The organism is Bordetella sp. 02P26C-1, from assembly GCF_009763255.1.
Taxonomy (GTDB): Bacteria; Pseudomonadota; Gammaproteobacteria; order Burkholderiales; family Burkholderiaceae_B; genus Bordetella_A.
This window is the reverse complement of record NZ_WSJB01000019.1, coordinates 199280-222522: the sequence shown is the minus strand read 5'-3', so window position 1 is coordinate 222522 and position 23243 is coordinate 199280. Positions and strand designations below refer to the sequence as shown.

The 23243-nt window shown below is 60.6% G+C and carries 21 protein-coding genes; 3 read left to right on the top strand and 18 right to left on the bottom strand.

Going from position 1 to position 23243, the window contains the following annotated elements:
- Window positions 1-42: 42 nt before the first annotated feature.
- Both ispF and ispD read right to left on the bottom strand, forming a co-directional pair.
- A complete protein-coding gene (gene ispF, locus GOQ28_RS12080) occupies window positions 43-531 on the bottom strand; it encodes a 2-C-methyl-D-erythritol 2,4-cyclodiphosphate synthase (RefSeq protein WP_160351477.1) in 489 nt (162 codons plus the stop codon).
- Between the two features lie 16 nt (window positions 532-547).
- Window positions 548-1270, bottom strand: a complete 723-nt coding sequence (gene ispD, locus GOQ28_RS12075; RefSeq protein ID WP_160351476.1) for a 2-C-methyl-D-erythritol 4-phosphate cytidylyltransferase — start codon at window positions 1268-1270, stop codon at window positions 548-550.
- Window positions 1271-1299: 29 nt separating this feature from the next.
- Here ispD and mfd point away from each other — a divergent pair, with 29 nt between their 5' ends.
- From mfd to GOQ28_RS12060, 3 genes are all read left to right on the top strand, one after another.
- Window positions 1300-4761: a transcription-repair coupling factor gene (gene mfd / locus GOQ28_RS12070; RefSeq protein ID WP_160351475.1), complete on the top strand. Its 3462-nt coding sequence runs from the start codon at window positions 1300-1302 to the stop codon at window positions 4759-4761.
- 110 nt (window positions 4762-4871) lie between these two features.
- A complete protein-coding gene (gene serB / locus GOQ28_RS12065; protein WP_160356616.1) occupies window positions 4872-5729 on the top strand; it encodes a phosphoserine phosphatase SerB in 858 nt (285 codons plus the stop codon).
- Between the two features lie 29 nt (window positions 5730-5758).
- Entirely contained in the window at window positions 5759-6730 is a 972-nt protein-coding gene (locus GOQ28_RS12060) for a LysR family transcriptional regulator (protein WP_160356615.1), read from the top strand.
- Between the two features lie 77 nt (window positions 6731-6807).
- Here the strand turns inward: GOQ28_RS12060 and GOQ28_RS12055 are convergent, their stop codons facing one another.
- From GOQ28_RS12055 to GOQ28_RS11980, 16 genes are all read right to left on the bottom strand, one after another.
- Window positions 6808-7128 carry a DUF2818 family protein gene (locus tag GOQ28_RS12055; protein ID WP_160356614.1) on the bottom strand — a complete coding sequence of 107 codons (321 nt, stop codon included), beginning with the start codon at window positions 7126-7128 and terminating at the stop codon, window positions 6808-6810.
- A 58-nt stretch (window positions 7129-7186) separates the two neighbouring features.
- Complete coding sequence (gene nuoN / locus GOQ28_RS12050; protein ID WP_160356613.1) at window positions 7187-8671, bottom strand: NADH-quinone oxidoreductase subunit NuoN; 1485 nt, start codon at window positions 8669-8671, stop codon at window positions 7187-7189.
- A gap of 9 nt (window positions 8672-8680) precedes the next feature.
- A complete protein-coding gene (locus tag GOQ28_RS12045) occupies window positions 8681-10183 on the bottom strand; it encodes an NADH-quinone oxidoreductase subunit M (RefSeq protein WP_160351464.1) in 1503 nt (500 codons plus the stop codon).
- Window positions 10180-12210: an NADH-quinone oxidoreductase subunit L gene (gene nuoL, locus GOQ28_RS12040; RefSeq protein WP_160351463.1), complete on the bottom strand. Its 2031-nt coding sequence runs from the start codon at window positions 12208-12210 to the stop codon at window positions 10180-10182. Before nuoL ends, GOQ28_RS12045 begins: the two co-directional genes overlap by 4 nt.
- Window positions 12211-12227: 17 nt before the next feature.
- Entirely contained in the window at window positions 12228-12536 is a 309-nt protein-coding gene (gene nuoK, locus GOQ28_RS12035) for an NADH-quinone oxidoreductase subunit NuoK (protein WP_160351462.1), read from the bottom strand.
- Entirely contained in the window at window positions 12533-13180 is a 648-nt protein-coding gene (locus GOQ28_RS12030; protein WP_160351461.1) for an NADH-quinone oxidoreductase subunit J, read from the bottom strand. The genes nuoK and GOQ28_RS12030 overlap by 4 nt, the downstream gene beginning before the upstream one ends.
- 17 nt (window positions 13181-13197) lie before the next feature.
- Entirely contained in the window at window positions 13198-13686 is a 489-nt protein-coding gene (gene nuoI, locus GOQ28_RS12025; protein WP_160351460.1) for an NADH-quinone oxidoreductase subunit NuoI, read from the bottom strand.
- A gap of 21 nt (window positions 13687-13707) precedes the next feature.
- Entirely contained in the window at window positions 13708-14781 is a 1074-nt protein-coding gene (gene nuoH, locus GOQ28_RS12020) for an NADH-quinone oxidoreductase subunit NuoH (protein WP_160351459.1), read from the bottom strand.
- A gap of 2 nt (window positions 14782-14783) precedes the next feature.
- Window positions 14784-17111, bottom strand: coding sequence for an NADH-quinone oxidoreductase subunit NuoG (gene nuoG, locus GOQ28_RS12015; RefSeq protein WP_160351458.1), 2328 nt, complete (start codon window positions 17109-17111; stop codon window positions 14784-14786).
- A 15-nt stretch (window positions 17112-17126) separates the two neighbouring features.
- Window positions 17127-18494, bottom strand: coding sequence for an NADH-quinone oxidoreductase subunit NuoF (gene nuoF, locus GOQ28_RS12010; protein ID WP_160351457.1), 1368 nt, complete (start codon window positions 18492-18494; stop codon window positions 17127-17129).
- The gene (gene nuoE / locus GOQ28_RS12005) at window positions 18491-18994 is read right to left on the bottom strand and encodes an NADH-quinone oxidoreductase subunit NuoE (RefSeq protein WP_160351456.1); all 504 of its coding nucleotides are present in this window, start codon (window positions 18992-18994) and stop codon (window positions 18491-18493) included. Before nuoE ends, nuoF begins: the two co-directional genes overlap by 4 nt.
- Before the next feature lie 40 nt (window positions 18995-19034).
- A complete protein-coding gene (locus tag GOQ28_RS12000) occupies window positions 19035-20291 on the bottom strand; it encodes an NADH-quinone oxidoreductase subunit D (RefSeq protein WP_160356612.1) in 1257 nt (418 codons plus the stop codon).
- A 3-nt stretch (window positions 20292-20294) separates the two neighbouring features.
- The gene (locus GOQ28_RS11995) at window positions 20295-20924 is read right to left on the bottom strand and encodes an NADH-quinone oxidoreductase subunit C (RefSeq protein WP_160351454.1); all 630 of its coding nucleotides are present in this window, start codon (window positions 20922-20924) and stop codon (window positions 20295-20297) included.
- A gap of 62 nt (window positions 20925-20986) precedes the next feature.
- Complete coding sequence (locus tag GOQ28_RS11990) at window positions 20987-21463, bottom strand: NuoB/complex I 20 kDa subunit family protein (protein ID WP_006217960.1); 477 nt, start codon at window positions 21461-21463, stop codon at window positions 20987-20989.
- A gap of 33 nt (window positions 21464-21496) precedes the next feature.
- The gene (locus GOQ28_RS11985; protein ID WP_160351453.1) at window positions 21497-21856 is read right to left on the bottom strand and encodes an NADH-quinone oxidoreductase subunit A; all 360 of its coding nucleotides are present in this window, start codon (window positions 21854-21856) and stop codon (window positions 21497-21499) included.
- 211 nt (window positions 21857-22067) lie between these two features.
- Complete coding sequence (locus GOQ28_RS11980; protein WP_160356611.1) at window positions 22068-23183, bottom strand: porin; 1116 nt, start codon at window positions 23181-23183, stop codon at window positions 22068-22070.
- Window positions 23184-23243: the final 60 nt, after the last annotated feature.

Genomic DNA, 23243 nt, shown 5'->3' with positions numbered 1-23243 from the left:
CTTCAATAACCGAGCCCCAACCCCCGCCCATTTCCAGACCCATCACCCCTGACGAGCAAGCAAAGCCACAACCGTAGCCGCAATCCCTTCCTTACGCCCCAGATACCCCAAATGCTCATTCGTCTTGGCCTTGACGTTCACATCCCCCGCATCAATGCCAACATCCGCAGCAATATTCGCCACCATCGCCACCGCATGCGGCCCGATCTTAGGCGCCTGAGCATGCACGGTAGCGTCGATATTCACAGGCACCCAGCCGGCCGCACGAACCTTCGCCACCGCATCGCGTAAAAGCACGCGACTATCCGCCCCCCGATACGCCGGGTCGGTATCCGGAAAATGCCGCCCGATATCCCCCAACCCCGCCGCGCCCAATAAGGCATCCGTCACCGCATGCAGCAGCACGTCCGCGTCGGAATGCCCTTGCAACCCGTGCGTATGAGGAATCGTCACGCCGCCAATAATCAATGGCCGGCCCGTCACCAGAGCATGGACATCAAACCCCTGACCCACGCGAAAAGGGAAACTCATCAAACTCTCCCGGCCCTTACAGCCATTTTTCCATTAATTCAAAATCGTCCGGCCAGGTCACCTTGAAATTACGGACCGACCCCGGCACCAGTAACGGCGAATGACCGCTCGCCTCGATCGCAGACGCCTCATCCGTCACGCTGACCCCGTTCGCCTGCGCGTAGGCCAGCGCCTGACGCAACTGCCCTGCCCGAAACATCTGTGGCGTCTGCGCCAGCCATAAGCCGTCGCGGTCCACCGTCGCACGCACCCGCGCAACCGACGTCTCCCTGGTCGCGCTACCCTGCTCGGCGCTGCGGCTGGATTTCACCGTGTCCGCCACCGGCTGCGCCAATAGCCCTCCCACGGCGTCAGGCAAGCAGGCGTCGATTAACCGCCCCAGCGCCTCAGCCGGCAACCCCGGTCGCGCCGCATCGTGAACCAACACCCAAGCGCTATCGCGCGCACCGCAGGCCCCAAGCGCCGCCATGACGGTGTCCGCCCGAGTCGGCCCACCACAAGACCGACACTCGGTGCGCGGTAAACCCGCCAACGCCGCCTCGGCCCAAGGATCCCCCTCGGAAACCGCGACGAACACGCGAGCAATGCGAGGGTCAGCCAATAACGCCCGGACGGCGTGGCGCAGCATCGGCTCACCCGCCAACAGGCGATATTGCTTGGGCACAGCCGGGTCCCCCGCGCGCGTGGCACGCTGGCCCACCCCTGCGGCGGGGACGATTGCAATTAGAGATTCAGTCATGGCCGGGAGATTTTATAATCATCAGCCTGATGCCTGATTCCTCATTCCTCGACGCGGCCCCGCGTATTCCCGCCACGGCTGCCACGCTGTCCGCCCTCAAACCCGGCGCGCGCTATGCGCAACCGCGTCCTCCGGGATCGGCCGATGCCTGGTTGCTGGGAGATCTTGCTCGCCATAGTGGGCGTCCCCTCGTCGTCTTGACGGCCGCGCCGTTAGAAGCGCAGCGCCTCGCCGACGAGATTCCTTTATTCGCGCCAGGACTGCGCGTCAGGCAACTGCCCGATTGGGAAACCCTGCCCTACGACGCGTTTTCGCCGCATCAGGATCTGGTTTCAGAGCGGCTGGAAACGTTGCACGCGCTCATGCAGCGTACGGTAGATGTTCTGCTCGTGCCTGTGACGACGGCTTTATACCGAGTGGCTCCGCCCTCGTTTTTGGCCGCCTACACCTTCTCGTTCAAACAGAAAGACCGTCTGGACGAAGCCGCGCTACGCGCGCAGCTGACGTTGGCCAATTATTCGCATGTGACGCAGGTCACGGCGCCTGGTGAATTTTGTCTGCGCGGCGGCCTGATCGATTTGTTTCCCATGGGTTCGGCGGTGCCCTATCGGCTGGATCTGTTCGATGACGAGATCGAGTCCATCCGCGCTTTCGACGTCGACACGCAGCGCAGCCTGTATCCGGTGCGGGAAGTCCAGCTGTTGCCAGGACGCGAATTCCCGATGGATGAAGAAGCGCGTAATCGGTTCCGTGCGCGTTTTCGCGAGGTCTTCGAAGGCGACCCTTCGCGCGCCCTGCCGTACAAGGACGTCGGTAACGGCATCGCGTTCGCGGGGATCGAGTATTACCTGCCGCTGTTCTTTGATGAGACTGCAACGCTATTCGATTATCTGCCGCAGGAGGCCATCACGGTCACGCTGGGCGATATCGACGATGCCGTTCAACGCTTTAGCCACGATACGAGCAGCCGCTACAACTTTTTAAAGAGCGATCGCGAACGCCCCGTGCTGCCGCCGGCCACGCTGTTTCTCGATAGCGAGGCGCTGCACGCGCGGTTCAAAGCATTTCCGCGTCTGGCCTTGACCGAGGCCGCGTCTCATCCCGACTTCACTCGCGCGCCCGATGTCAGTGTCAGCCGGCGCGCCGAGGATCCTGTCGCTCGCTTGCGTGCGCTATTGAAGCGCGGCGAATCGCGCGTGTTGCTGTGCGCCGATTCGGCCGGGCGGCGCGAGACGCTGGTGCAGATGCTCAACGAGTTCGATCTGCCACCGGAAGCGCAGCCCGACTCTGTCCAAGATTTTCTTGCCTCGCAGTCTTCGTTCGCATTGCTGGCGGCGCCACTGACGGCGGGCTTTGGGCTGCCTTCGGCCGAGGTGCTGTTCCTCACCGAAAACGACCTGTATCCCGGTAACGCCGGGGCGCCTCGACGCGGCCGGCGCGCACAAGAAGGTGCGAGCGACGTCGAGGCCATGGTGCGCGATCTGTCCGAGCTGCGCGAGGGCGATCCGGTGGTGCACGCCCAGCATGGCATCGGGCGTTATCGCGGCCTGATCAGCATGGACATGGGCGATGGCGAGATGGAGTTTCTGCATCTCGAATATGCCAATGGCAGCACGCTCTATGTGCCCGTGTCTCAGTTGCATGTCATCGCGCGTTATAGCGGCGCGGACCCGGAAGCTGCCCCCTTGCATCAACTCGGCACCGGCCAATGGGATAAAGCGCGTCGCAAGGCAGCGCGTCAGGTGCGCGATACGGCTGCGGAACTGCTGGAGCTGTATGCCCAACGCGCGGCGCGCGAGGGATATACCTTTAACTTGCCGATCAACGACTACGAGGCATTCGCAGAGGGCTTCGGATTCGAAGAAACCGCCGATCAGGCCGCCGCGATTCAAGCCGTCATCAGCGACATGACCTCGGGCCGGCCGATGGATCGGTTGGTCTGCGGCGATGTGGGCTTCGGAAAAACGGAAGTCGCCTTGCGCGCGGCGTTTCTGGCTGTGGCCAATGGCAAGCAAGTCGCCCTGCTATGCCCCACCACGCTGCTGGCCGAACAACATGCGCAAACCTTTGCCGACCGGTTTGCCGACTGGCCGGTGCGCGTGGTCGAGCTTTCGCGTTTCCGCTCCTCGAAGGAAGTCGCCGAAGCCATTACCGGCATCAATGACGGGCGAGTCGACATCGTGATCGGCACACACAAGATCCTGTCCAAGGACGTGCGATTTAAACGCCTTGGTCTGGTCATCATCGACGAAGAGCATCGCTTTGGAGTACGCCAGAAAGAGGCCTTGAAGGCCCTGCGCGCCGAGGTCGATGTGCTGACGCTGACGGCCACGCCGATCCCGCGTACGTTGGGCATGTCGCTCGAAGGCATCCGCGATTTTTCTGTCATCGCAACGGCACCGCAGAAACGGCTGGCCATCAAGACATTTGTGCGACGCGAAGACGGCAGCACAATTCGCGAGGCCATCCTGCGCGAACTGAAGCGCGGTGGGCAGGCGTATTTCCTGCATAACGAGGTCGAGACCATCCATAACCGCCGTGCGCGGCTCGAAGAACTCGTCCCCGAGGCTCGCATCGCGGTGGCGCACGGACAGATGCCCGAGCGCGAACTGGAACAGGTGATGAAGGGCTTTTATCAGCAGCGCTTTAACGTGCTGTTGTGCACCACCATCATCGAGACCGGTATCGACGTGCCCAGTGCCAATACTATTGTGATTCACCGGGCGGACCGCTTTGGTCTGGCGCAGCTGCACCAGCTGCGCGGTCGGGTCGGTCGCTCGCACCACCAGGCTTATGCGTATTTGCTCACGCCGGGCGAAGACGCCATCACGTCGAATGCGAAGAAACGCCTGGAGGCGATTCAGGCGATGGAGGAACTCGGATCGGGCTTTTATCTGGCCATGCACGATCTGGAGATCCGCGGCACGGGCGAGGTCTTGGGTGAATCGCAGTCGGGAAATATCCAGGAAATCGGCTTCTCGATGTACAACGAGATGCTCAATGAAGCCGTGCGCGCACTCAAGGCGGGCGAAGAACCCGATCTGGATGCACCGTTTAACCTCGCCTGCGAGGTGAACCTGCACACACCGGCGCTGTTGCCCTCGGATTACTGCCCCGACGTACATGCGCGGTTGGCGATCTATAAACGCCTGTCGCATGCCAAGGATGAGGACGATCTGATTCAAATTCAGGAGGAACTCATCGACCGCTTTGGCAAGCTGCCTGAAGCGGCTCAGGCGCTGCTGACCACGCATCGATTGAGACTCGCCGCGCAACCACTGGGCGTCATCAAGATCGACGCCAGCGAGAGCCAGGCGTTGATTCAGTTTGGACCGAAGACGACGGTGGATCCGGCGCGCATCATCGAGTTGGTGCAAAAGCAACGGCACATTAAACTTGCGGGCCAAGACAAGCTGCGCATCGAGTTCACCGTCGTGAAGGTTTCCACCCGCGCCGACGCGATACGCGCTGTGCTGCGTTCATTGACTTAAGGCCGCGATAGCGACTCGCCGATGGAACACACAACGTAGGCGGTCGCAGCTGCACTATCCCCTATTTTTGGCGTCGCCGTCCCGGCGACGCCACCGTACTGATTAACACCATGTCCACCATCCATCTCGTCATTCAGTCCCCTGCCCTGGCCGCCGCCCAAATCGAACAAGTCGCGGCGCTGGCGCAAGCGCAGGGTGTGGTTCACCTGAGCGCCACCGCGGCACGCCTGTTAGATGTCGCGCAAGACAACGAGACGCGCGCACAGGTGACCCAGTGGGGCGAGCAGCACGGCGTGGACACGGCTTTTGTTCCGGCCGGCGCGCGCTTGTCGCAATGCAAGGTCCTGGCAATGGACATGGACTCCACGCTGATCAACATCGAGTGCATTGATGAGATCGCGGGCGTGGCCGGCGTCAAACCGAAGGTCGCGGAAATCACCGAAGCCGCCATGCGCGGTGAAATCAAGGACTTCTCCGAGAGCCTGCGCCGTCGCGTCGCCTTGCTGGAAGGCACGCCCGCATCCGCCCTCGAAAAGGTGTATACGGAAAAGCTGCGTCTGAATCCCGGCGCGGAACAGCTGATTTCCACCGCGCAGGCGGCGGGCATCAAAGTGTTGCTCGTGTCTGGCGGATTCACCTTTTTCACGGAACGGCTGCGCCAGCGATTGAACCTGGACAGCGCACACGCCAACACCCTGGAGATCAAAGACGGTGTACTCACGGGCAAGGTGCTGGGCGACATCCTCGACGCACAAGCCAAGCTGACGCATCTGCAGGCATTCGCGAAGGCCCTTGGCGCCACGGCGGACCAGATTATCGCGATCGGCGATGGCGCGAACGATCTCAAGATGCTGGGCTATGCGCGCTATGCGGTGGCATATCGCGCAAAACCCATCGTCCGTCAGCAAACGCCCTACGCGCTGAATGTGGCGGGCTTGGACGGCGTGCTGAACTGGTTCGAAGCCTAAATCGTCTTGCCGCGCTAGAAGGAGGACTCATGGCCGTTAAACCCGAACGCCCGGAAGTGCAGGACGAGCATCCGACGATTCGGTTTGACCTCGTTGACCTCGAAACCTTTCTCGCCGTGGCGGACCTTGAAAACTTCACATTGGCCGCGCGCCGGCTATGTATCTCCCAGCCTTCGGTGACCAGTCGCATTCAACGACTGGAAGCCATGATGCGCGTGCCCTTACTCATACGCACGACTAGAAGCGTTCATCTCTCGCCCCACGGCGTTCGCCTGCGCGAGGAAGCCGAGAAAGTGCTGCGTGGCATGCGCCTTCTGATACGCGACTTTCATGCAGAGGCGCTTTCATTACGCAATCGGGTCGTGGTCGCCGCCACGCCAGGCATTGCCGCCGTGGTGCTGCCCCCGTTGATCCGGGCGTTCGCCGACCGGCACCCGAACATTCAGCTAGAAGTGCTGGACCGCCAATATGAGGACGTCCTGGCAAGCGTCGATGCTGGCGAAGCAGACCTCGCCATTACCTCGATTGACAGCGGAGAGACTCGCTACGACTTTCACCAGCTGGCCCAGGAGTCGATGGTATTGGTATTGCCCTCGACCCATGAACTGGCCAACACCGAGCACCTGTCCTTGGACCTGCTCGTGTCATATCCCTTGATGACGCTGGAGCGCTACAAGCCGATCCGCGATCAGCTCATGACGGAAGCGGTCAAGCGTGAGCTACGCCTGTCTTCCATCCGCACTGTGGCGAATTTAACCACGCTGCTCGGCATGGTTGACGCCGGCAATGGTCTGGCATTCCTGCCGGAGTCCATGGCGCAGATCAACGCGAAAACGCGTAGAAGCACCCTGCATGTGGCGGATATTTCGCTCACCCGTAACTACGGCATCCTGCGCTCGCGCCAAACGCCGCTGAGTAGCGCAGCACAAAGCTTTGCCGCATTCCTGCAAGAGTCTTATACCGAGATTGTCGCGAAGGCTGACGAGCCGAACGCTCTGTAAGCCGTTCGGATCCCGCCTCGAAACGTGCAGGCCGCCTACGCGGCATATCCACGCAAGGTACGGGGTGGGTGTTGCGCCTAAGGTGCCACGGGATGGCGCTTGAACAAATACCGGAACACAAAGCCCGGATATCCCAACACCAGATAGAGACTGAATGTGATGGCGTAGAACTCCCAACGCTGTGCAAACGGATTGCCCAGGGCCGCTTCAAAAGCAAATCCCAGGAACATCACCACAGCGTAGTACAACAGGAGTTCCAGCAAGCGCAGCCAGAACGGCTTTGCGACACTGCCCTGTTTCCAGGGCAGTATGAGAAAAAGGCGCTCGGTCAGAAACGGGAGATTCGCACTGATGAGCGCCAAGGCAATCCACAACCAGACGGCGAGGGTCTGGCTCATGGCCAGGCCCTCGGGACGTTCGGCGCGGTGACTGCCTTGTGCATCCCCGACGTGAGCCTTACAGGCCCAGCGAGGTTTGGATGGCGTGCACGCACAGCGCCATCAGGCCGCCGGGCAGGATACCCAGCAACAGGATCAGACCGCTATTGAGCGACAACAGCGCGCAGTGGCCACTACCGGCTTCGATCTTGGGGGCATCGGCGGCCGGCTCGTCGAAGTAGACGACCTTGACCACACGCAGGTAGTAGAAGGCGCCAATCAACGAGAACAGCACTGCAACCACGGCGAGCCACACGTGACCGGCTTCGACCAGCACCTGCAGCACAGCCAGCTTGGCGTAGAAACCGACCATCGGCGGGATGCCCGTCAGCGAGAACATCAACAGCAGCAGCAAGGCGGCGTGCCACGGGCTGCGGCGGTTCAGGCCCTTGAGGTCATCGATCTGCTCGCACTCGAAGCCCTTGCGCGACAGCAGCAACACCATGCCAAACGTCGCCAACGTGGTCAGCACATAGATCAACATGTAGAAGAGCGCGGCGCCGTAGGCTTGCGCCGACGCGTCGGGCTTGCCAGCGACCACGCCCGACATCAGGCCCAGCAGCACAAAGCCCACATGCGAGATAGTCGAGTACGCCAGCATGCGCTTGAAGTTCGTCTGCACGATGGCGGTCAGGTTGCCGATGGCCAGGGACAGCACGGCCAGGATCATCAGCATCGGCTGCCAGTCGGCGGCCAGACCATGCAGGCCCTCGACCAACAGACGCAGCGTGATGGCAAAGGCAGCCAGCTTGGGCGCGGCGCCCAGGATCAGCGTCACGGCCGTGGGCGAACCTTGGTAGACGTCGGGCACCCACATGTGGAACGGCACGGCGCCCAGTTTGAACGCCAGGCCAGCCACCAGGAACACCACGCCGAAGACCAGCGCCATGTTGGCTTGGTTACCCGCCGAGATGACCTTGGAAATTTCAGCGATATCCAGATGGCCGGTGGCGCCGTACATCATCGACATGCCATACAGCAGGAAACCCGAAGCCAACGCACCCAGCACGAAGTACTTCATGGCCGATTCGGTAGCGACGACGTCGTCGCGGCGCAGGGCGATCAGGGCATAGAGGGCCAGAGACATCAGCTCCAGACCCAGGTAGACGCTGATCAGGTTACCGGCCGAGATCATCACCATCTGGCCCAGCAGCGCCATGAGCGTGAGCACATAAAGCTCGCCGCTGCGCAGCATGTCGCGGGCTTGCGCATAAACGCGGCCATACACCAAGGTGGCGGCCACGGCGATGTAGGACGCGATCTTGAGCAGATGGGCCAGATTGTCGGCTACGTACATGCCGTCGAACGTACGGCCCACCGAGCCGTCATTCCACTGCACGGCGGACACAACGGTCAACACGCCCAACGCCAATAGCGTCAGGATGAACGTAGGCTTGCGATCCGGGCTCGCGCTGAACGCATCGACCAGCAAAATCGCCAGGCCGAAGATCAGCAACAGAATCTCAGGCGTAGCCAGAGCGAAATCAATGTGAGATTGCATCATGATTCAGTCTTACAGTTTCGAGATGGCCACATGTTGCAGCAGGGCCTCGACCGAGACGTGCATGACGTCGGTAAAGGGCTTGGGATAGATACCCATGTACAACACTGCAATCGCCATCACGCCAAGAATCAGGAATTCGCGGCGATTGATGTCGGTGAGTTCACGCACATGGTCGTTGGCGATATCGCCAAAGGCCACGCGCTTGACCATCCACAGCGAATACGACGCACCCAGAATCAGCGCCGTTGCAGCCAGCAGACCGATCCAGAAATTGTGCTCGACCGCGCCCATGATGACCATGAACTCGCCCACGAAACCGCTGGTGGCCGGCAGGCCGCTGTTGGCCATCGAGAACAGCACAAAGAACGTCACGAAACGCGGCATGACATTGATCACGCCACCGTAGTCAGCGATCTTGCGCGAGTGCATGCGGTCATACAGCACGCCGATACACATAAACATCGCGCCCGACACGAAACCGTGCGAGATCATCTGAACGATCGCGCCTTCGACACCGGCGGTGTTGAAGATAAAGAAGCCCAGGGTGACAAAGCCCATGTGCGCCACGGACGAGTACGCCACCAGTTTCTTCATATCGTCCTGAACGATCGCCACCAGACCAATGTAGATCACGGCGATCAGCGACAGAGCGATCATCAGACCGGCCAGGCTATGCGAGGCGTCGGGTGTGATCGGCAGCGAGAAGCGCAGGAAGCCATAGGCGCCGAGCTTCAGCATGATCGCGGCCAGCACGATGGAACCGCCGGTTGGCGCTTCCACGTGGGCGTCCGGCAACCACGTGTGGACCGGCCACATCGGCACCTTCACGGCGAACGCCGCCAAGAGCGCGATGAAGATCAGGATCTGCGGCGTATAGCCCAGCTTGACCTGGTGCCAGGTCAGGATGTCGAACGAACCGCCCGATGCATTCCACAGATAGATGAACGCGACCAGCGTGAGCAGCGAGCCCATCAGGGTGTAGAGGAAGAACTTGAATGCCGCATACACGCGATTCGGGCCACCCCAGACACCGACGATGATGTACATCGGGATCAGAGTTGCTTCGAAGAACACGTAGAACAGCATGCCGTCGAGCGCCACGAACACACCGACCATCAAGCCCGACAGAATCAGGAAGGCGGCCATGTATTGCGACACGCGGCTCGTGATGACTTCCCAGCCCGCCAGCACCACGATGATGGTGATGAAGGCGGTCAGCAGAACGAACCACATCGAGATGCCGTCAATACCGAGGTGGTAGTTGACGTTGAACGCTTCGATCCAGGGGGCTTTCTCGACGAACTGCATCGCAGCGGTCGAGGAATCAAACCCGGTATAGAGCGGAATCGTGACCAGAAAGCCCGCGATCGCGCCAATCAGGGACAAGCCCCGGGTCAGCCCGGGCCGCTCATCGCGGCCCACGGCCAGCACCAGCAGGCCGAATACGATCGGTACGAAGATCGCAAGCGTTAGCCAGGGAAAAGTGTTGGATGCCATGTCGCTTGCCATCATTGGGGAATCAGCACAAAGAAAGTAATCAGAGCCATGATGCCGATGATCATTGCGAACGCGTAGTGATAGATGTAGCCGGATTGCAGGTGACGGCTCACCGCAGCCACCCAGCCCACGACGCGCGCGCTACCGTTGACCAAAAGACCATCGATCAAGCCCCGGTCGCCGGCTTGCCACAGGCCACGGCCCAGGCAACGCGCACCGCGAGCAATCACTTGCTCGTTGATCCAATCGACAAAGTACTTGTTCTCGAGCACTTTGTTCACACCGGACAGGCTGGACTTGATCTTGGCCGGGACCTTGGGATTGATCAGGTAGCAATACCAGGACACCACGGCGCCCGCGACCACCAACCAGAACGGCAGCGTTTGGAACGCGTGCAGGCCATATGCAACCCAACCATGCCAATGGTCTTGCAGTTCTTGCATGGACGGGTGCTTCGGCAACACTTGGATGACGCCTTCGAAGAATCCGCCAAACAGCATGGGCTCGACCACCCAGGCACCCACGAAGATCGAGGGAATAGCCAGCAACACGAGCGGCAGGGTCACCACCCAAGGCGACTCGTGCGGCGTGCCGCCATGATGCCCATGGTCGTCAGCACCGTGACCATGATCGTCCGCGCCATGACCGTGGCCATGATCGCCCGATGCGTCGAAGCGCTCTTTACCGTGGAACACCAGGAAGTACAGGCGGAACGAATACAACGAGGTCACGAAGACACCGATCAGCGTCGCATAGTAGGCGAACGAAGCGCCCCAGACCTGAGCCTGGCCAGCGGCCTCGATGACGTTTTCCTTGGAATAGAAACCCGAGAAGAACGGCGTGCCCACCAGCGCCAGCGTACCGATCAGGAACGTGATCCAGGTAATCGGCATGTACTTGCGCAGACCACCCATGTTGCGGATGTCCTGGTCATGGTGCATACCGATGATCACCGAACCCGCACCCAAGAACAGCAGTGCCTTGAAGAAGGCGTGCGTCATCAGGTGGAAGATCGCGACCGAGTAAGCCGAGGCGCCCAGCGCGACGGTCATGTAACCCAGCTGCGACAACGTGGAGTAAGCCACCACGCGCTTAATGTCGTTCTGGATGATGCCGAGGATACCGAGGAACAACGCGCCGATGGCACCGATGACGATGATGAAGGACAACGCCGTATCGGACAGTTCAAACAGCGGCGAGAAACGCGCCACCATGAAGATACCGGCCGTCACCATGGTCGCCGCGTGAATCAGCGCCGAGATGGGGGTCGGGCCTTCCATCGAATCGGGCAGCCATGCATGCAGCGGCACCTGGGCCGATTTACCCATGGCACCGATGAACAGGCAGATACATGCCACGGTCAGCAGCATCCAGTCCGAACCCGGCAGGGTCAGACCGGCGAGCTTGTCGGCTTGTTCGAACACACCGGCATAGTGCATCGTGCCGGTGTAGGCAAACAGCAAACCAATACCGAGCACGAAACCGAAGTCACCGACACGGTTGATCAGGAATGCCTTCATATTGGCGAAGATCGCGGTCGGACGGGTGTACCAGAAACCGATCAGCAGATACGACACCAGACCCACGGCTTCCCAACCGAAGAACAGCTGAACCATGTTGTTGGACATGACCAGCATCAACATCGAGAAGGTAAACAGCGAGATATAGGCGAAAAAGCGCTGATAGCCAGGATCATCGGCCATGTAGCCAATGGTGTAGATGTGCACCATCAGCGACACGGAGGTGACCACCACCATCATCATGGCCGACAGCGGATCGATCAGGAAACCGATTTCCAGCTTGGTCTGGCCGATCAGGCTCCAGGTGTAGACAGCGCCATCGAACGTATGACCGTTCAGAACATCGCGCAGCACGATCACCGATCCGATCGCGGAGATCAGAACGCCGAGAATCGTGATGATGTGCGCCCCGCGGCGGCCAATAGGACGCCCCAGGAAGCCCGTGCCGAAGAGCCCGGCGAGGATCGCGCCCGCCAGCGGCGCCAGCGCGATCAGCAAGTACAGATTGGGTGAACTAGACATTTTCTTCCAATACCCCGTTAGCCCTTCAGGCGATCGAGATCGTCAACGTTGATCGTGTTCAGGTTACGGAACAACAGCACCAGAATCGCCAACCCGATGGCGGCCTCAGCAGCGGCAACCGTCAGGATGAAGAACACGAACACCTGGCCGGCGGTGTCGCCAAACCAGCTGGAAAACGCCACGAAGTTCATATTGACGGCCAGGAGCACCAGCTCGATGGACATCAACAGAATGATCAGATTGCGGCGGTTCAGGAAAATGCCAAAGATGCCGATCGCGAACAGGATCGCCCCAAGCACCAGAAAGTGAGGCAGCGTCAACGTCATTGTTTTTCTCCTTGAGCGCCGTCGGCAGGCGTAGCGGTCCGACCCATCGCGCGATCGCTCTGGGCAGGCATGCTGACCAGACGGAAACGGTCTTTCGCACGCACGCGCACAGCGGCGGCGGGATCGTTGTACTTGGCATCGCGGCGGCGACGCAGCGTGAGCGAGATGGCGGCGATCATGCCCACCAACAGCAGCGCGGCACCGACTTCGATGGCGTACACGTATTGGGTGTACATCACTTCGCCCAGGACGCGGCTATTGTTGTAGTCACCGGCGGCGGCGACTTGCGGGCCGACATCCGACCAGGTGGTGGCCAGCACGAAAGACATCTCGAGCACCAGCACCAATCCGATCACCAGGCCCAGCGGCAGATAGGTCTTCAGCCCGCGGCGCATGCTGTCGATACGGATATCGAGCATCATCACCACGAACAGGAACAACACCATCACCGCGCCGACGTACACCAGCACGAGCAGGAGTGCGAGGAATTCCGCACCGAGCAACATCCACAGCATCGCCGCATTGGCGAACGCGAGGATCAGGTGCAGAACGGCGGTCACCGGGCTGCGCGCGGTGATGACGCGGAATGCCGCGATCACGAGAACCGCCGACAGTATGTAGAACAATACAGTAGTAAAAGTCATGAGTCAGACCTTAGGCGTCAACGGTATGGCGCGTCTTCGGCCCGGCGGCGGGCGATTTCGGCTTCGTAGCGGTCGCCGACGGCGAGCAGCATGTCTTTGGTGAAATACAGGTCGCCGCGCTTTTCACCGTGGTAATCGAGAACGTGGGTTTCCACGATCGAATCCACGGGGCAGCTTTCCTCACAGAAGCCGCAGAAAATGCACTTGGTCAGATCGATGTCGTAGCGCGTGGTGCGGCGGGTGCCGTCCTCACGCACGTCCGAATCGATCGTGATCGCCATGGCGGGACAGACTGCTTCGCACAGCTTGCATGCGATACAGCGTTCTTCGCCATTGGGATAGCGACGCAGCGCGTGCAAACCACGGAAACGCGCCGACGTGGGCGTCTTTTCCATGGGATAGCGCAACGTGACCTTGCGTTTGAAAAAGTACTTGCCCGTCAGGCGCATGCCCTTGAGCAACTCGGCTAGCATCAGGCTGCCGAAGAAATCTTTGATCGCTTCCATATCCTGCCTCAGCTTGACGCCTTAACGCCAAATGTTCCAGGGCGTCTGCATCCAGATCGCCACCACCACCAGCCACACACCGGTCAGCGGGATGAAAATTTTCCAGCCCAACCGCATGATCTGGTCATAGCGGTAACGCGGGAACGACGCGCGGAACCACACGAACAACGACACCACGCAGAAAGTCTTCAGACCCAGCCAGAGCCAGCCCGGGACCCAGGTCAGCGGCGCCACGTCCACCGGAGGCATCCAGCCGCCCAGGAACATGATCGAGGCCATCGCCGACAGCAGAATCATGTTGGCGTACTCACCCAGGAAGAACAGGGCAAATGCCATACCGGAGTATTCGACCATGTGGCCGGCCACGATTTCCGATTCGCCTTCGACCACGTCGAACGGGTGACGGTTGGTTTCCGCAACGGCCGAGATCACATAGATCACGAAGAGCGGCAAGAGCGGCAGCCAGTTCCACGACAGGAACGTCAGACCCCGCTCGGCAAACCAGCCGCGCGACTGACCCATGACGATTTCCGACATGTTCAGGCTGCCCGAAACCAGCAGCACGGTCACCAGCACGAAGCCGATGGCCAGCTCGTACGACACCATCTGCGCGGAGGCGCGCAGCGCGCCCAGGAAGGCGTACTTGGAGTTCGACGCCCAGCCCGCCACGATCACGCCATACACCCCGATCGAGGTGATGGCCATCACGTACAGCAAACCTGCGTTGACATTGGCCAGGACGACTTCGGGACCAAAGGGCACGACGGCCCAGGCCGCCAAGGCCGGCATCAGCGTAACGACCGGCGCCACGACGAACAGAACTTTGTTCGCCTGCGTCGGCACCACGACTTCTTTGGTCAGCAGCTTGAACACGTCCGCGAACGGCTGCAGCAAGCCCCGGAAACCCACACGAGTCGGGCCCAGACGCACGTGCATCCAGCCGATCATCTTGCGTTCCCAGTACGTCAGGTACGCCACACACAGAATGATGGGCACCGCAATCACGACGATCTTGATAATCGTCCAGATCACCAGCCAACCAGTCGGGCCCAGCAAGGCCTGACCGTGGCTTTCAAGAGTATTGAGCCATTCCATTGTCAGGCACGCTCCACGCTGATTTCACCGAACGCACCGCCCAGGGCGGCCGTTTGCTCAAAGCCCGCCGAAATACGCACTGCGCGCTCGGCGACGGCATCATCCTGCACCGCGACCAGCTCGACCGAGCCGCCGGCGCCCGACACACGGACTTTGTCGCCCGCCGTCAGGTTCAGGGCCGACAAGGTCTTGCCGTTGATGCGTGCCGTCGGAGCCTTCGAAGCCGGGGTGGCTTGCAGCGGCCCGGAACGGCGCACGATGGCGTCGGTACGGTAGATGGGCACATCGGCGACGCGCTCCAGACCGGCAGCCGCGCGACCCAGACCACGAGCGGCCTTGATCTCGTTGGACAGACGGCTTTCGATGCCGCCGGCCAGGGCCGTGTCACGCACCGACTCGGAAGTCTCGTCGTCGAAGCCGGCCAATTGCAGCACGTTGCCCAACACACGCAGGACCTTCCAGGCCGGACGGGTTTCGCCCACCGGCGGAACCGTGCCCTTGAAGCTTTGCGCCAGACCTTGTGCGTTGACAAACGTACCCGACGTTTCGGTAAACGGCGACACGGGCAACATCACATCCGCCCAGTCTTGCGCGGACGACGCGTACGGCGTCAATGCCACGGCAAACTCGGCGGCGCGCAACGCGGCGACGGCTTGGGGACCGTTGTCAGCGTCCAGAGCCGGCTCGGCGTGCAGAACGATGTAGGCCTTCAGCGGCTCGGCCAGCATGGCAGCGGCGGTCTTGCCACCCTGCCCCGGCACGGCGCCAGCCAGGTAACCACCCACGGTGTTACCACCGGCGGTCAGGAAACCAAAACGGGCACCCGTCACGTCAGCGATATGACGCGCGTTGGCGGCCAAGATCGAGGCGTCGGGTGCAGCAATAGCCATGTTACCGATCAGCACCGCGGCGTTGGTGCCGGACACGAGGCTCGCGGCGATTTGCTTGGCGGTCTCGTCAGGGATGACAGTCGCGAACTCGGCCGGAACGGTTTGATCCTTGGCTTGAGCCAGGGCCACCGCGACTTGCGCCAGCGCCGTTGCCAGCTGCGAGGGAGCCACCGTGATACGGGCAGCCACCGGCATCAGCGGATCATCCGCCGAGCTGTCGATCATCATCACTTGCGTGCCACGCTTGGTGGCCTGACGCAGACGTTGCGCCATCAGCGGGTGGTCCTTGCGCAGGAACGAACCCACGACCAGCACGCGATCGACCTTGTCCAGATCGGCGATCGGCATGCCCAGCCACGGCGCGCCCGTGAGCGCGGCGTCGAAATTCGGATCGGTCTGACGCAGACGGAAGTCGATGTTTTCCGAGCCCAGCGCGCGAACCAGACGGCCCAGCAGCGCGAATTCTTCGGTGGTCGCGTATTCGGCAGCCAACGCGCCGATTTGACCGGCACCGTGGCTGTTTTTCACGCGCGACAGACCTTGCGCCACGGCTTGCAGCGCATCGGCCCAGGAGGCTTGCTGCCACTTGCCATCGGTGCCCTTGATCATCGGCACGGTCAGACGGTCTTCGCTATTGAGGCCTTCGTACGAGAAACGATCGCGGTCGCTGATCCAGCATTCGTTGATCGATTCGTCTTCGAACGGCACCACGCGCATGACGCGGTCACCCTTGACCTGAACGATCAAGTTGGCGCCCAGGCTGTCATGCGGGCTGACCGTACGGCGACGGGCCAACTCCCAGGTCCGCGCCGAGTAACGGAACGGCTTGGAGGTCAGGGCGCCTACGGGACAGAGATCGATCATGTTGCCGGACAGTTCCGACTCGATCGAACGGCCCACGAAGGTCGTGATTTCGGAGTGTTCGCCGCGATTGAGCATACCCAGCTCCATCACGCCGGCGATTTCCTGACCGAAACGCACGCAGCGGGTGCAGTGAATGCAGCGCGTCATTTCCTCGGCCGAAACCAGCGGGCCGAGATCTTTGTGGAATACCACGCGCTTTTCTTCGCGATAACGCGAGGAGGAACCGCCATAGCCCACCGCCAGATCCTGCAGCTGGCACTCGCCGCCCTGATCACAGATCGGGCAATCGAGCGGGTGGTTGATGAGCAGAAACTCCATGACCGACTTCTGCGCGGCCTTGGCTTTTTCCGAGCAGGTGTGAACCACCATGCCATTGGTAGCCGGCGTTGCGCAGGCGGGCAGCGCCTTGGGCGCTTTTTCCACTTCAACCAGGCACATGCGGCAGTTCGCCGCGATGGACAGTTTCTTGTGGTAGCAGAAATGGGGCACATACAGGCCGATCTTCTGGGCCGCATGCATCACCATGCTGCCCTCGGGGACTTCGACCTGTTTGCCGTCGACGGTTAATTCAACCATTGCTGTTCCTGAGACCTACAGATATTGCGGGACCACACACGACTTGTGCTCGATGTGGTGCGCGAATTCGTCGCGATAATGCTTGAGAAAACCACGGACCGGCATAGCGGCCGCGTCACCCAGAGCGCAAATCGTGCGACCCATGATGTTGCCGGCGACGTTGTCCAGCATATCCAGGTCTTCCGGTCGACCTTGACCGTGCTCGATACGATGCACCATGCGGTACAACCAGCCCGTGCCTTCGCGGCACGGCGTGCACTGACCGCAGCTTTCCTCGTAATAGAAGTACGACAAGCGCAGCAGCGACTTCACCATGCAGCGCGTCTCGTCCATGACGATGACCGCGCCCGAACCCAACATGGACCCGGCTTTCGCGATCGAGTCGTAATCCATGGTGGTGTCCATCATGATGTCGGCGGGCAGAACCGGGGCGCTCGATCCACCAGGGATCACGGCCTTGAGCTTCTTGCCACCGCGCATGCCGCCGGCCAGCTCGAGGAGCTTCGGGAACGGCGTGCCCAGGGGGATCTCGTAGTTGCCGGGACGCTCGACATCACCGGAAATCGAAAACAGCTTGGTGCCGCCGTTGTTCGGTTTGCCGACTTCGAGGTAGGCCTGGCCACCATTGCGGATGATCCAAGGCACCGCCGCGAAGGTCTCGGTGTTGTTGATCGTCGTGGGCTTGCCGTACAGACCGAAGCTCGCCGGGAACGGCGGCTTGAAGCGCGGCTGGCCTTTTTTGCCTTCCAGCGATTCGAGCAGCGCGGTTTCTTCGCCGCAGATATAGGCGCCGTAACCGTGGAACGCATGCAGTTGGAAGCTGAAATCCGAACCCAGGATCTTGTCACCCAGGAAGCCTGCGGCGCGCGCTTCTTCCAGGGCTTCTTCGAAGCGTTGATACACCTCGAAGATTTCGCCGTGGATGTAGTTGTAACCCACGCTGATGCCCATGGCATAGGCCGCGATGGCCATGCCTTCGATCACGATATGCGGGTTAAAACGCAGAATGTCGCGGTCTTTGAACGTACCCGGTTCACCCTCGTCCGAGTTGCAGACCAGATACTTCTGACCGGGGAACGCGCGCGGCATGAAGCTCCACTTCAAGCCGGTCGGGAAGCCCGCGCCGCCACGGCCGCGCAGACCCGAGGCCTTGACCTCGGCGATCACGTCCTCGGGCTTCATGCCCGTGGTCAGGATCTTGCGCAGGGCTTCGTAGCCGCCGCGCTTGACGTAGTCCTGCAAATGCCAGTTCGCGCCATCCACATCCGCCATGATCTGCGGCGTGATATGACGGCCGTGCAGACACATGGAGTTGGACAGATCGTTTAACGGGTTGGGGTCCAGACCCTGAGCGAATCGTGAGTACAGATCGGGCGCGTTCATGCCGACTCTCCTTGTGCGCCGAGCGATTTCAGGTCTTTCACCAATGCGTCGAGCTTTTCTTCAGTCATACGCACGCACATATGTTTGTTGTTGACCAGCAGCACGGGCGAATCGCCGCAGGCGCCCATGCACTCGCCTTCGACCAGGGTAAACAGGCCGTCGGGGGTGGTCTCACTAAACTCGATACCCAGCTTGCGCTTTAAGAAGTCGCCGGCTTTTTCGCCGTCGCGCAGGGCACAGGGCAAGTTGGTGCACACAGAGATCTTGTGCTTGCCAACGGGCCGGGTGTCGAACATGTTGTAGAACGTGGCGACTTCCTGCACCGCGATGGGCGGCACGCCGATGTAGTTGGCCACATCTTCGAGCACCTCGGGGGGGAGCCAGCCCTTTTCTTCTTGCGCGATAGCAAGCGAAGCCATGATGGCCGACTGGCGCTGGTCGCCCGGGAACTTGGCAAGTTCCCGATCGATTTTCTGATAGGCCTGTGCGGAAAGCAGCATAGTTTGAATCCGGGTTATGCGGGGCGGTCGTGCTGAGGGTTCAGCGATCGATCTCGCCGAAAACGATATCCTGCGTACCGATGATAGTGACGGCGTCAGCGATCATGTGACCGCGCGACATCTCATCGAGCGATTGCAAATGGGCAAATCCTGGCGCCCGAATCTTCAGGCGATAGGGTTTATTGGCGCCGTCAGACACCAGATAAATGCCGAACTCGCCTTTCGGATGTTCGACGGAGGCATACGCCTCGCCCGGCGGAACGTGGAAACCTTCAGTGAAGAGCTTGAAATGGTGAATCAGCTCTTCCATGTTGGACTTCATGGCGGTACGGCTGGGCGGTGCGACCTTGTGGTTTTCGATCATCACCGGGCCGGGGTTGTTGCGCAGCCACTCGACGCACTGACGGATGATGCGGTTGCTCTCGCGCATCTCGGCCACACGCACCAGATAGCGGTCGTAGCAGTCGCCGTTCACGCCAACCGGCACGTCGAAATCGACCAGATCGTACACCTCGTAGGGCTGCATCTTGCGCAGATCCCACGCCACACCCGAGCCACGCAGCATCGGGCCGGTAAAGCCCAGCGCCTTGGCGCGATCGGGATCGACCACACCGATACCGACCAGACGCTGTTTCCAGATCCGGTTGTCGGTCAGCAGGGTTTCGTACTCGTCCACGCAAGCGGGGAACCGGTTGGTGAAGTCCTCGATGAAGTCCAGCAGCGAACCCGAGCGCGCTTCGTTCATGCGACGCAGCTCTTTTTCGCTACGGTATTTGTTTTCGCCACCGAACTGCGCCATCGTGTCGGGCAGATCGCGATACACGCCACCCGGACGGTAGTACGCCGCGTGCATGCGAGCACCCGAGACGGCTTCGTAGCAGTCCATCAGGTCTTCGCGTTCGCGGAAGGCGTACAGGAACACCGCCATCGCGCCCACGTCCAGCGCGTGCGAACCCAGCGACATCAGGTGGTTCAAGATACGAGTGATCTCGTCGAACATCACCCGGATGTACTGCGCGCGCAGCGGGGCTTCGATGCCCAGGAGCTTCTCGATCGCCATGCAATAGGCGTGCTCGTTGCACATCATGGACACGTAATCCAGACGGTCCATGTAGGGCAGCGCCTGGATATAGGTCTTGTGCTCGGCCAGCTTTTCCGTGGCACGGTGCAACAGCCCGATATGCGGGTCGGCGCGCTGAATGACTTCGCCGTCGAGCTCCAGCACCAGACGCAACACACCGTGCGCGGCCGGGTGCTGCGGGCCGAAGTTCAGGGTGTAATTCTTAATTTCTGCCATGATTTAACGCCCCATGCCGTAGGAATCTTCGCGCACGACACGCGGGGTAAGTTCGCGCGGTTCGATGGTGACCGGCTGATACACCACGCGCCGCTGCTCGGCGTCGTAACGCATCTCGACGTTGCCCGACAAGGGGAAGTCTTTGCGGAAAGGATGACCGATAAAGCCGTAGTCCGTCAGGATGCGGCGCAGGTCGGGGTGGCCTTCAAACACGATACCAAAGAGGTCAAACGCTTCGCGCTCGTACCAATTCACGCTCGGCCAGCACTCGATGAGCGAAGCAACGATGGGCAGGTCTTCGTTCGGCGCGTACGTACGCACGCGCAGACGCCAGTTGTGGGTGACCGAAAGCAGATGAATCACCACGGCAAAGCGCGAACCCGAGGCGGAGCCGGCGGCTTCCTGGGTTTCCCGGCGGGTGCCATTACCCCATTTCAGGTAATCCACGCCGCACAGGTCGATACAGGTTTCAAAGCGCAGACCGCTATCGGTACGCAGCTTGTTGCAGACCGTGATCCATTGATCGGCCGGCACTTCGAGCGTGAGCTCGCCAAGTGCTTCGGTCAGGGCAATATCCGCCCCCAACGCGGCCTGCAGGTTATGTTTCAGGGTTTCGAGCCTGGTCATCGTCATGTCGCTTAGGTAAACCGATATGCTGACGGGCGCCGCCTCGCTTATTGCGTGGCGGGCTGCGATCAGCGGGCAATAGTGTTGGTCAGGCGGATCTTGTTCTGCATTTGCAGCAGACCGTAGACCAAGGCCTCGGCCGTGGGCGGACAGCCCGGCACGTAGACGTCGACAGGCACAATACGATCACAGCCGCGCACCACCGAATACGAGTAGTGGTAGTAGCCACCGCCGTTGGCGCACGAACCCATGGACACTACCCAACGCGGCTCGGGCATCTGGTCGTAGACCTTGCGCAGCGCAGGCGCCATTTTGTTGCACAGCGTGCCAGCAACAATCATCAAGTCCGACTGCCGGGGGCTGGGACGGAAGATGATGCCGAACTGGTCAAGGTCGTAACGCGCCGCACCGGCGTGCATCATCTCCACGGCGCAACAGGCCAGACCAAAGGTCATGGGCCACATCGAGCCAGTCTTTGCCCAGTTCAGGAACTTGTCGGCACTGGTGGTGATAAAACCTTGCTTGAGGATGCCGTCTATAGCCATATTTGTCTCTGAAAGCGTGCAGGAAGGCTGGGATTATTCCCAATCCAGCGCGCCCTTCTTCCATTCGTAAATGAAGCCAACCGTCAGAATCGCCAGGAAGGCCATGACCGTCCAGAAACCGACGAGACCAACCGTGCCTTGCGCGATCGCCCACGGGAACAAAAACGCGATTTCGAGATCGAACAGGATGAACAGGATGGCGACCAGGTAATAGCGCACATCGAACTTCATCCGCGCGTCTTCGAAGGCCTCGAACCCGCACTCATACGGCGAAAGCTTTTCTGCATAAGGGCGACGAGGCCCGAGCAGCGAACCCGCCGTCAGCAGTGCAAACCCGATCAGGGTGGCAACCACAATAAACAGCAGGACGGGGAAATACTGTTCCAAGTTCATCTTTGGCGTCCGTCAAATGCGCAAACCTTCAGATTGTAGCATTTGCAAGGTGACTCTCCGCTGAACCCCCCACACCAAAATCGTAATACCAGGGGTGCCGCGCAGTAGGTAAAGATCATGAAAAAAGCCACCCCGAGAGGTGGCTTTTGGCGAGCGGGCACGAACCCGCTCACGCGCTCGATATCAAGCGAGGCTTGCGCCCCGCAATCGATTAGAAGCGGTGACGGACACCAACACCAACAGCGGTGCTCTTCAGATCGTCGTAGAACGCGTAGTTCTTGGCGTACGAACCGTAAGCGTACAGGTTGGTACGCTTGGACAGGTCGTAGGTGTAGCCCAGCGAGAAGATGTTCATCTTCTCGTCAGCGCCCGATCCCTTGCCGGCCAGACGGTCGTTGCTGGGATCAACCATTTGCCACGAACCGAACAGCTTCGAAGCACCACCGATCGGGGCGCTCAGGCCGACCATGTACGAGTTGGCCTTGAAGTTGTTGGCGAATTCCATGCCGTAGCCGACGCTGCTGATTTCGTCGTTGCCGTTCACGCCCATGCTGCTGAACCAGCCGTCGGTCGTGCGAGCATAAGCCAAGCCCAGCTTGACAACTTCGAAGTCATACGACGCGCCGATCGAGTACTGACGCGGCTTGACGTTGGCGTCGGTGGTGTCGCTGCCCGGGTTCAGCTGGTCGTACGCGAAAGCGACGTTCAGCGGACCGTTGACGTAGCGGATACCGGCGGTGATGGCACGGGTGTTGTTGTTGGTCTTGAAGTCGTTTTCCGACACAGCGTCAAACGCGTAGCCAACGCCAACTTGGAAGCCGCTGAACGACGGGGTTTGGTACATGACCATGTTGTCGTAGCGGACGGTGTTGGCAGCGCTCAGGCCCATACCGATGTTGGCTTGACCGAAGCCAGCGCCGAACGGGTCGATCGAACCGAAGTACTTGGAAGCGATGTTGGTTTGGCGACCCAGGTCCAGACGGCCCCAGGCTTCGCTTTGCAGACCGACGGTAGCTTGACGGCCGAACAGACGACCACCTTGAGCGGAGCGACCGTTACCCGAGTTGAAACCGCTTTCCAGTTGGAAAACAGCTTGCAGACCATCACCCAGATCTTCGGTGCCACGCAGACCCCAACGCGAGCCATTTTGCACGCCATTGATCATGCCAAAGCGGCTGCCGTTTTCGATGCCGTGCTTGGAGCCACCGCTGATTTTGTTGTAGCCGAGACCGGTATCGATGATGCCGTACAGCGTCACCGAGGTTTCTGCCTGGGCCACGCCAGCGAAGCCAGCGAGCAGAGCGGCAGCGAGCAGAGTCTTTTTCATTTAAGAAATCTCCGTTGATATGAGTGACAAGGGCACAGGACGTTGCGAATTACCTAGGCC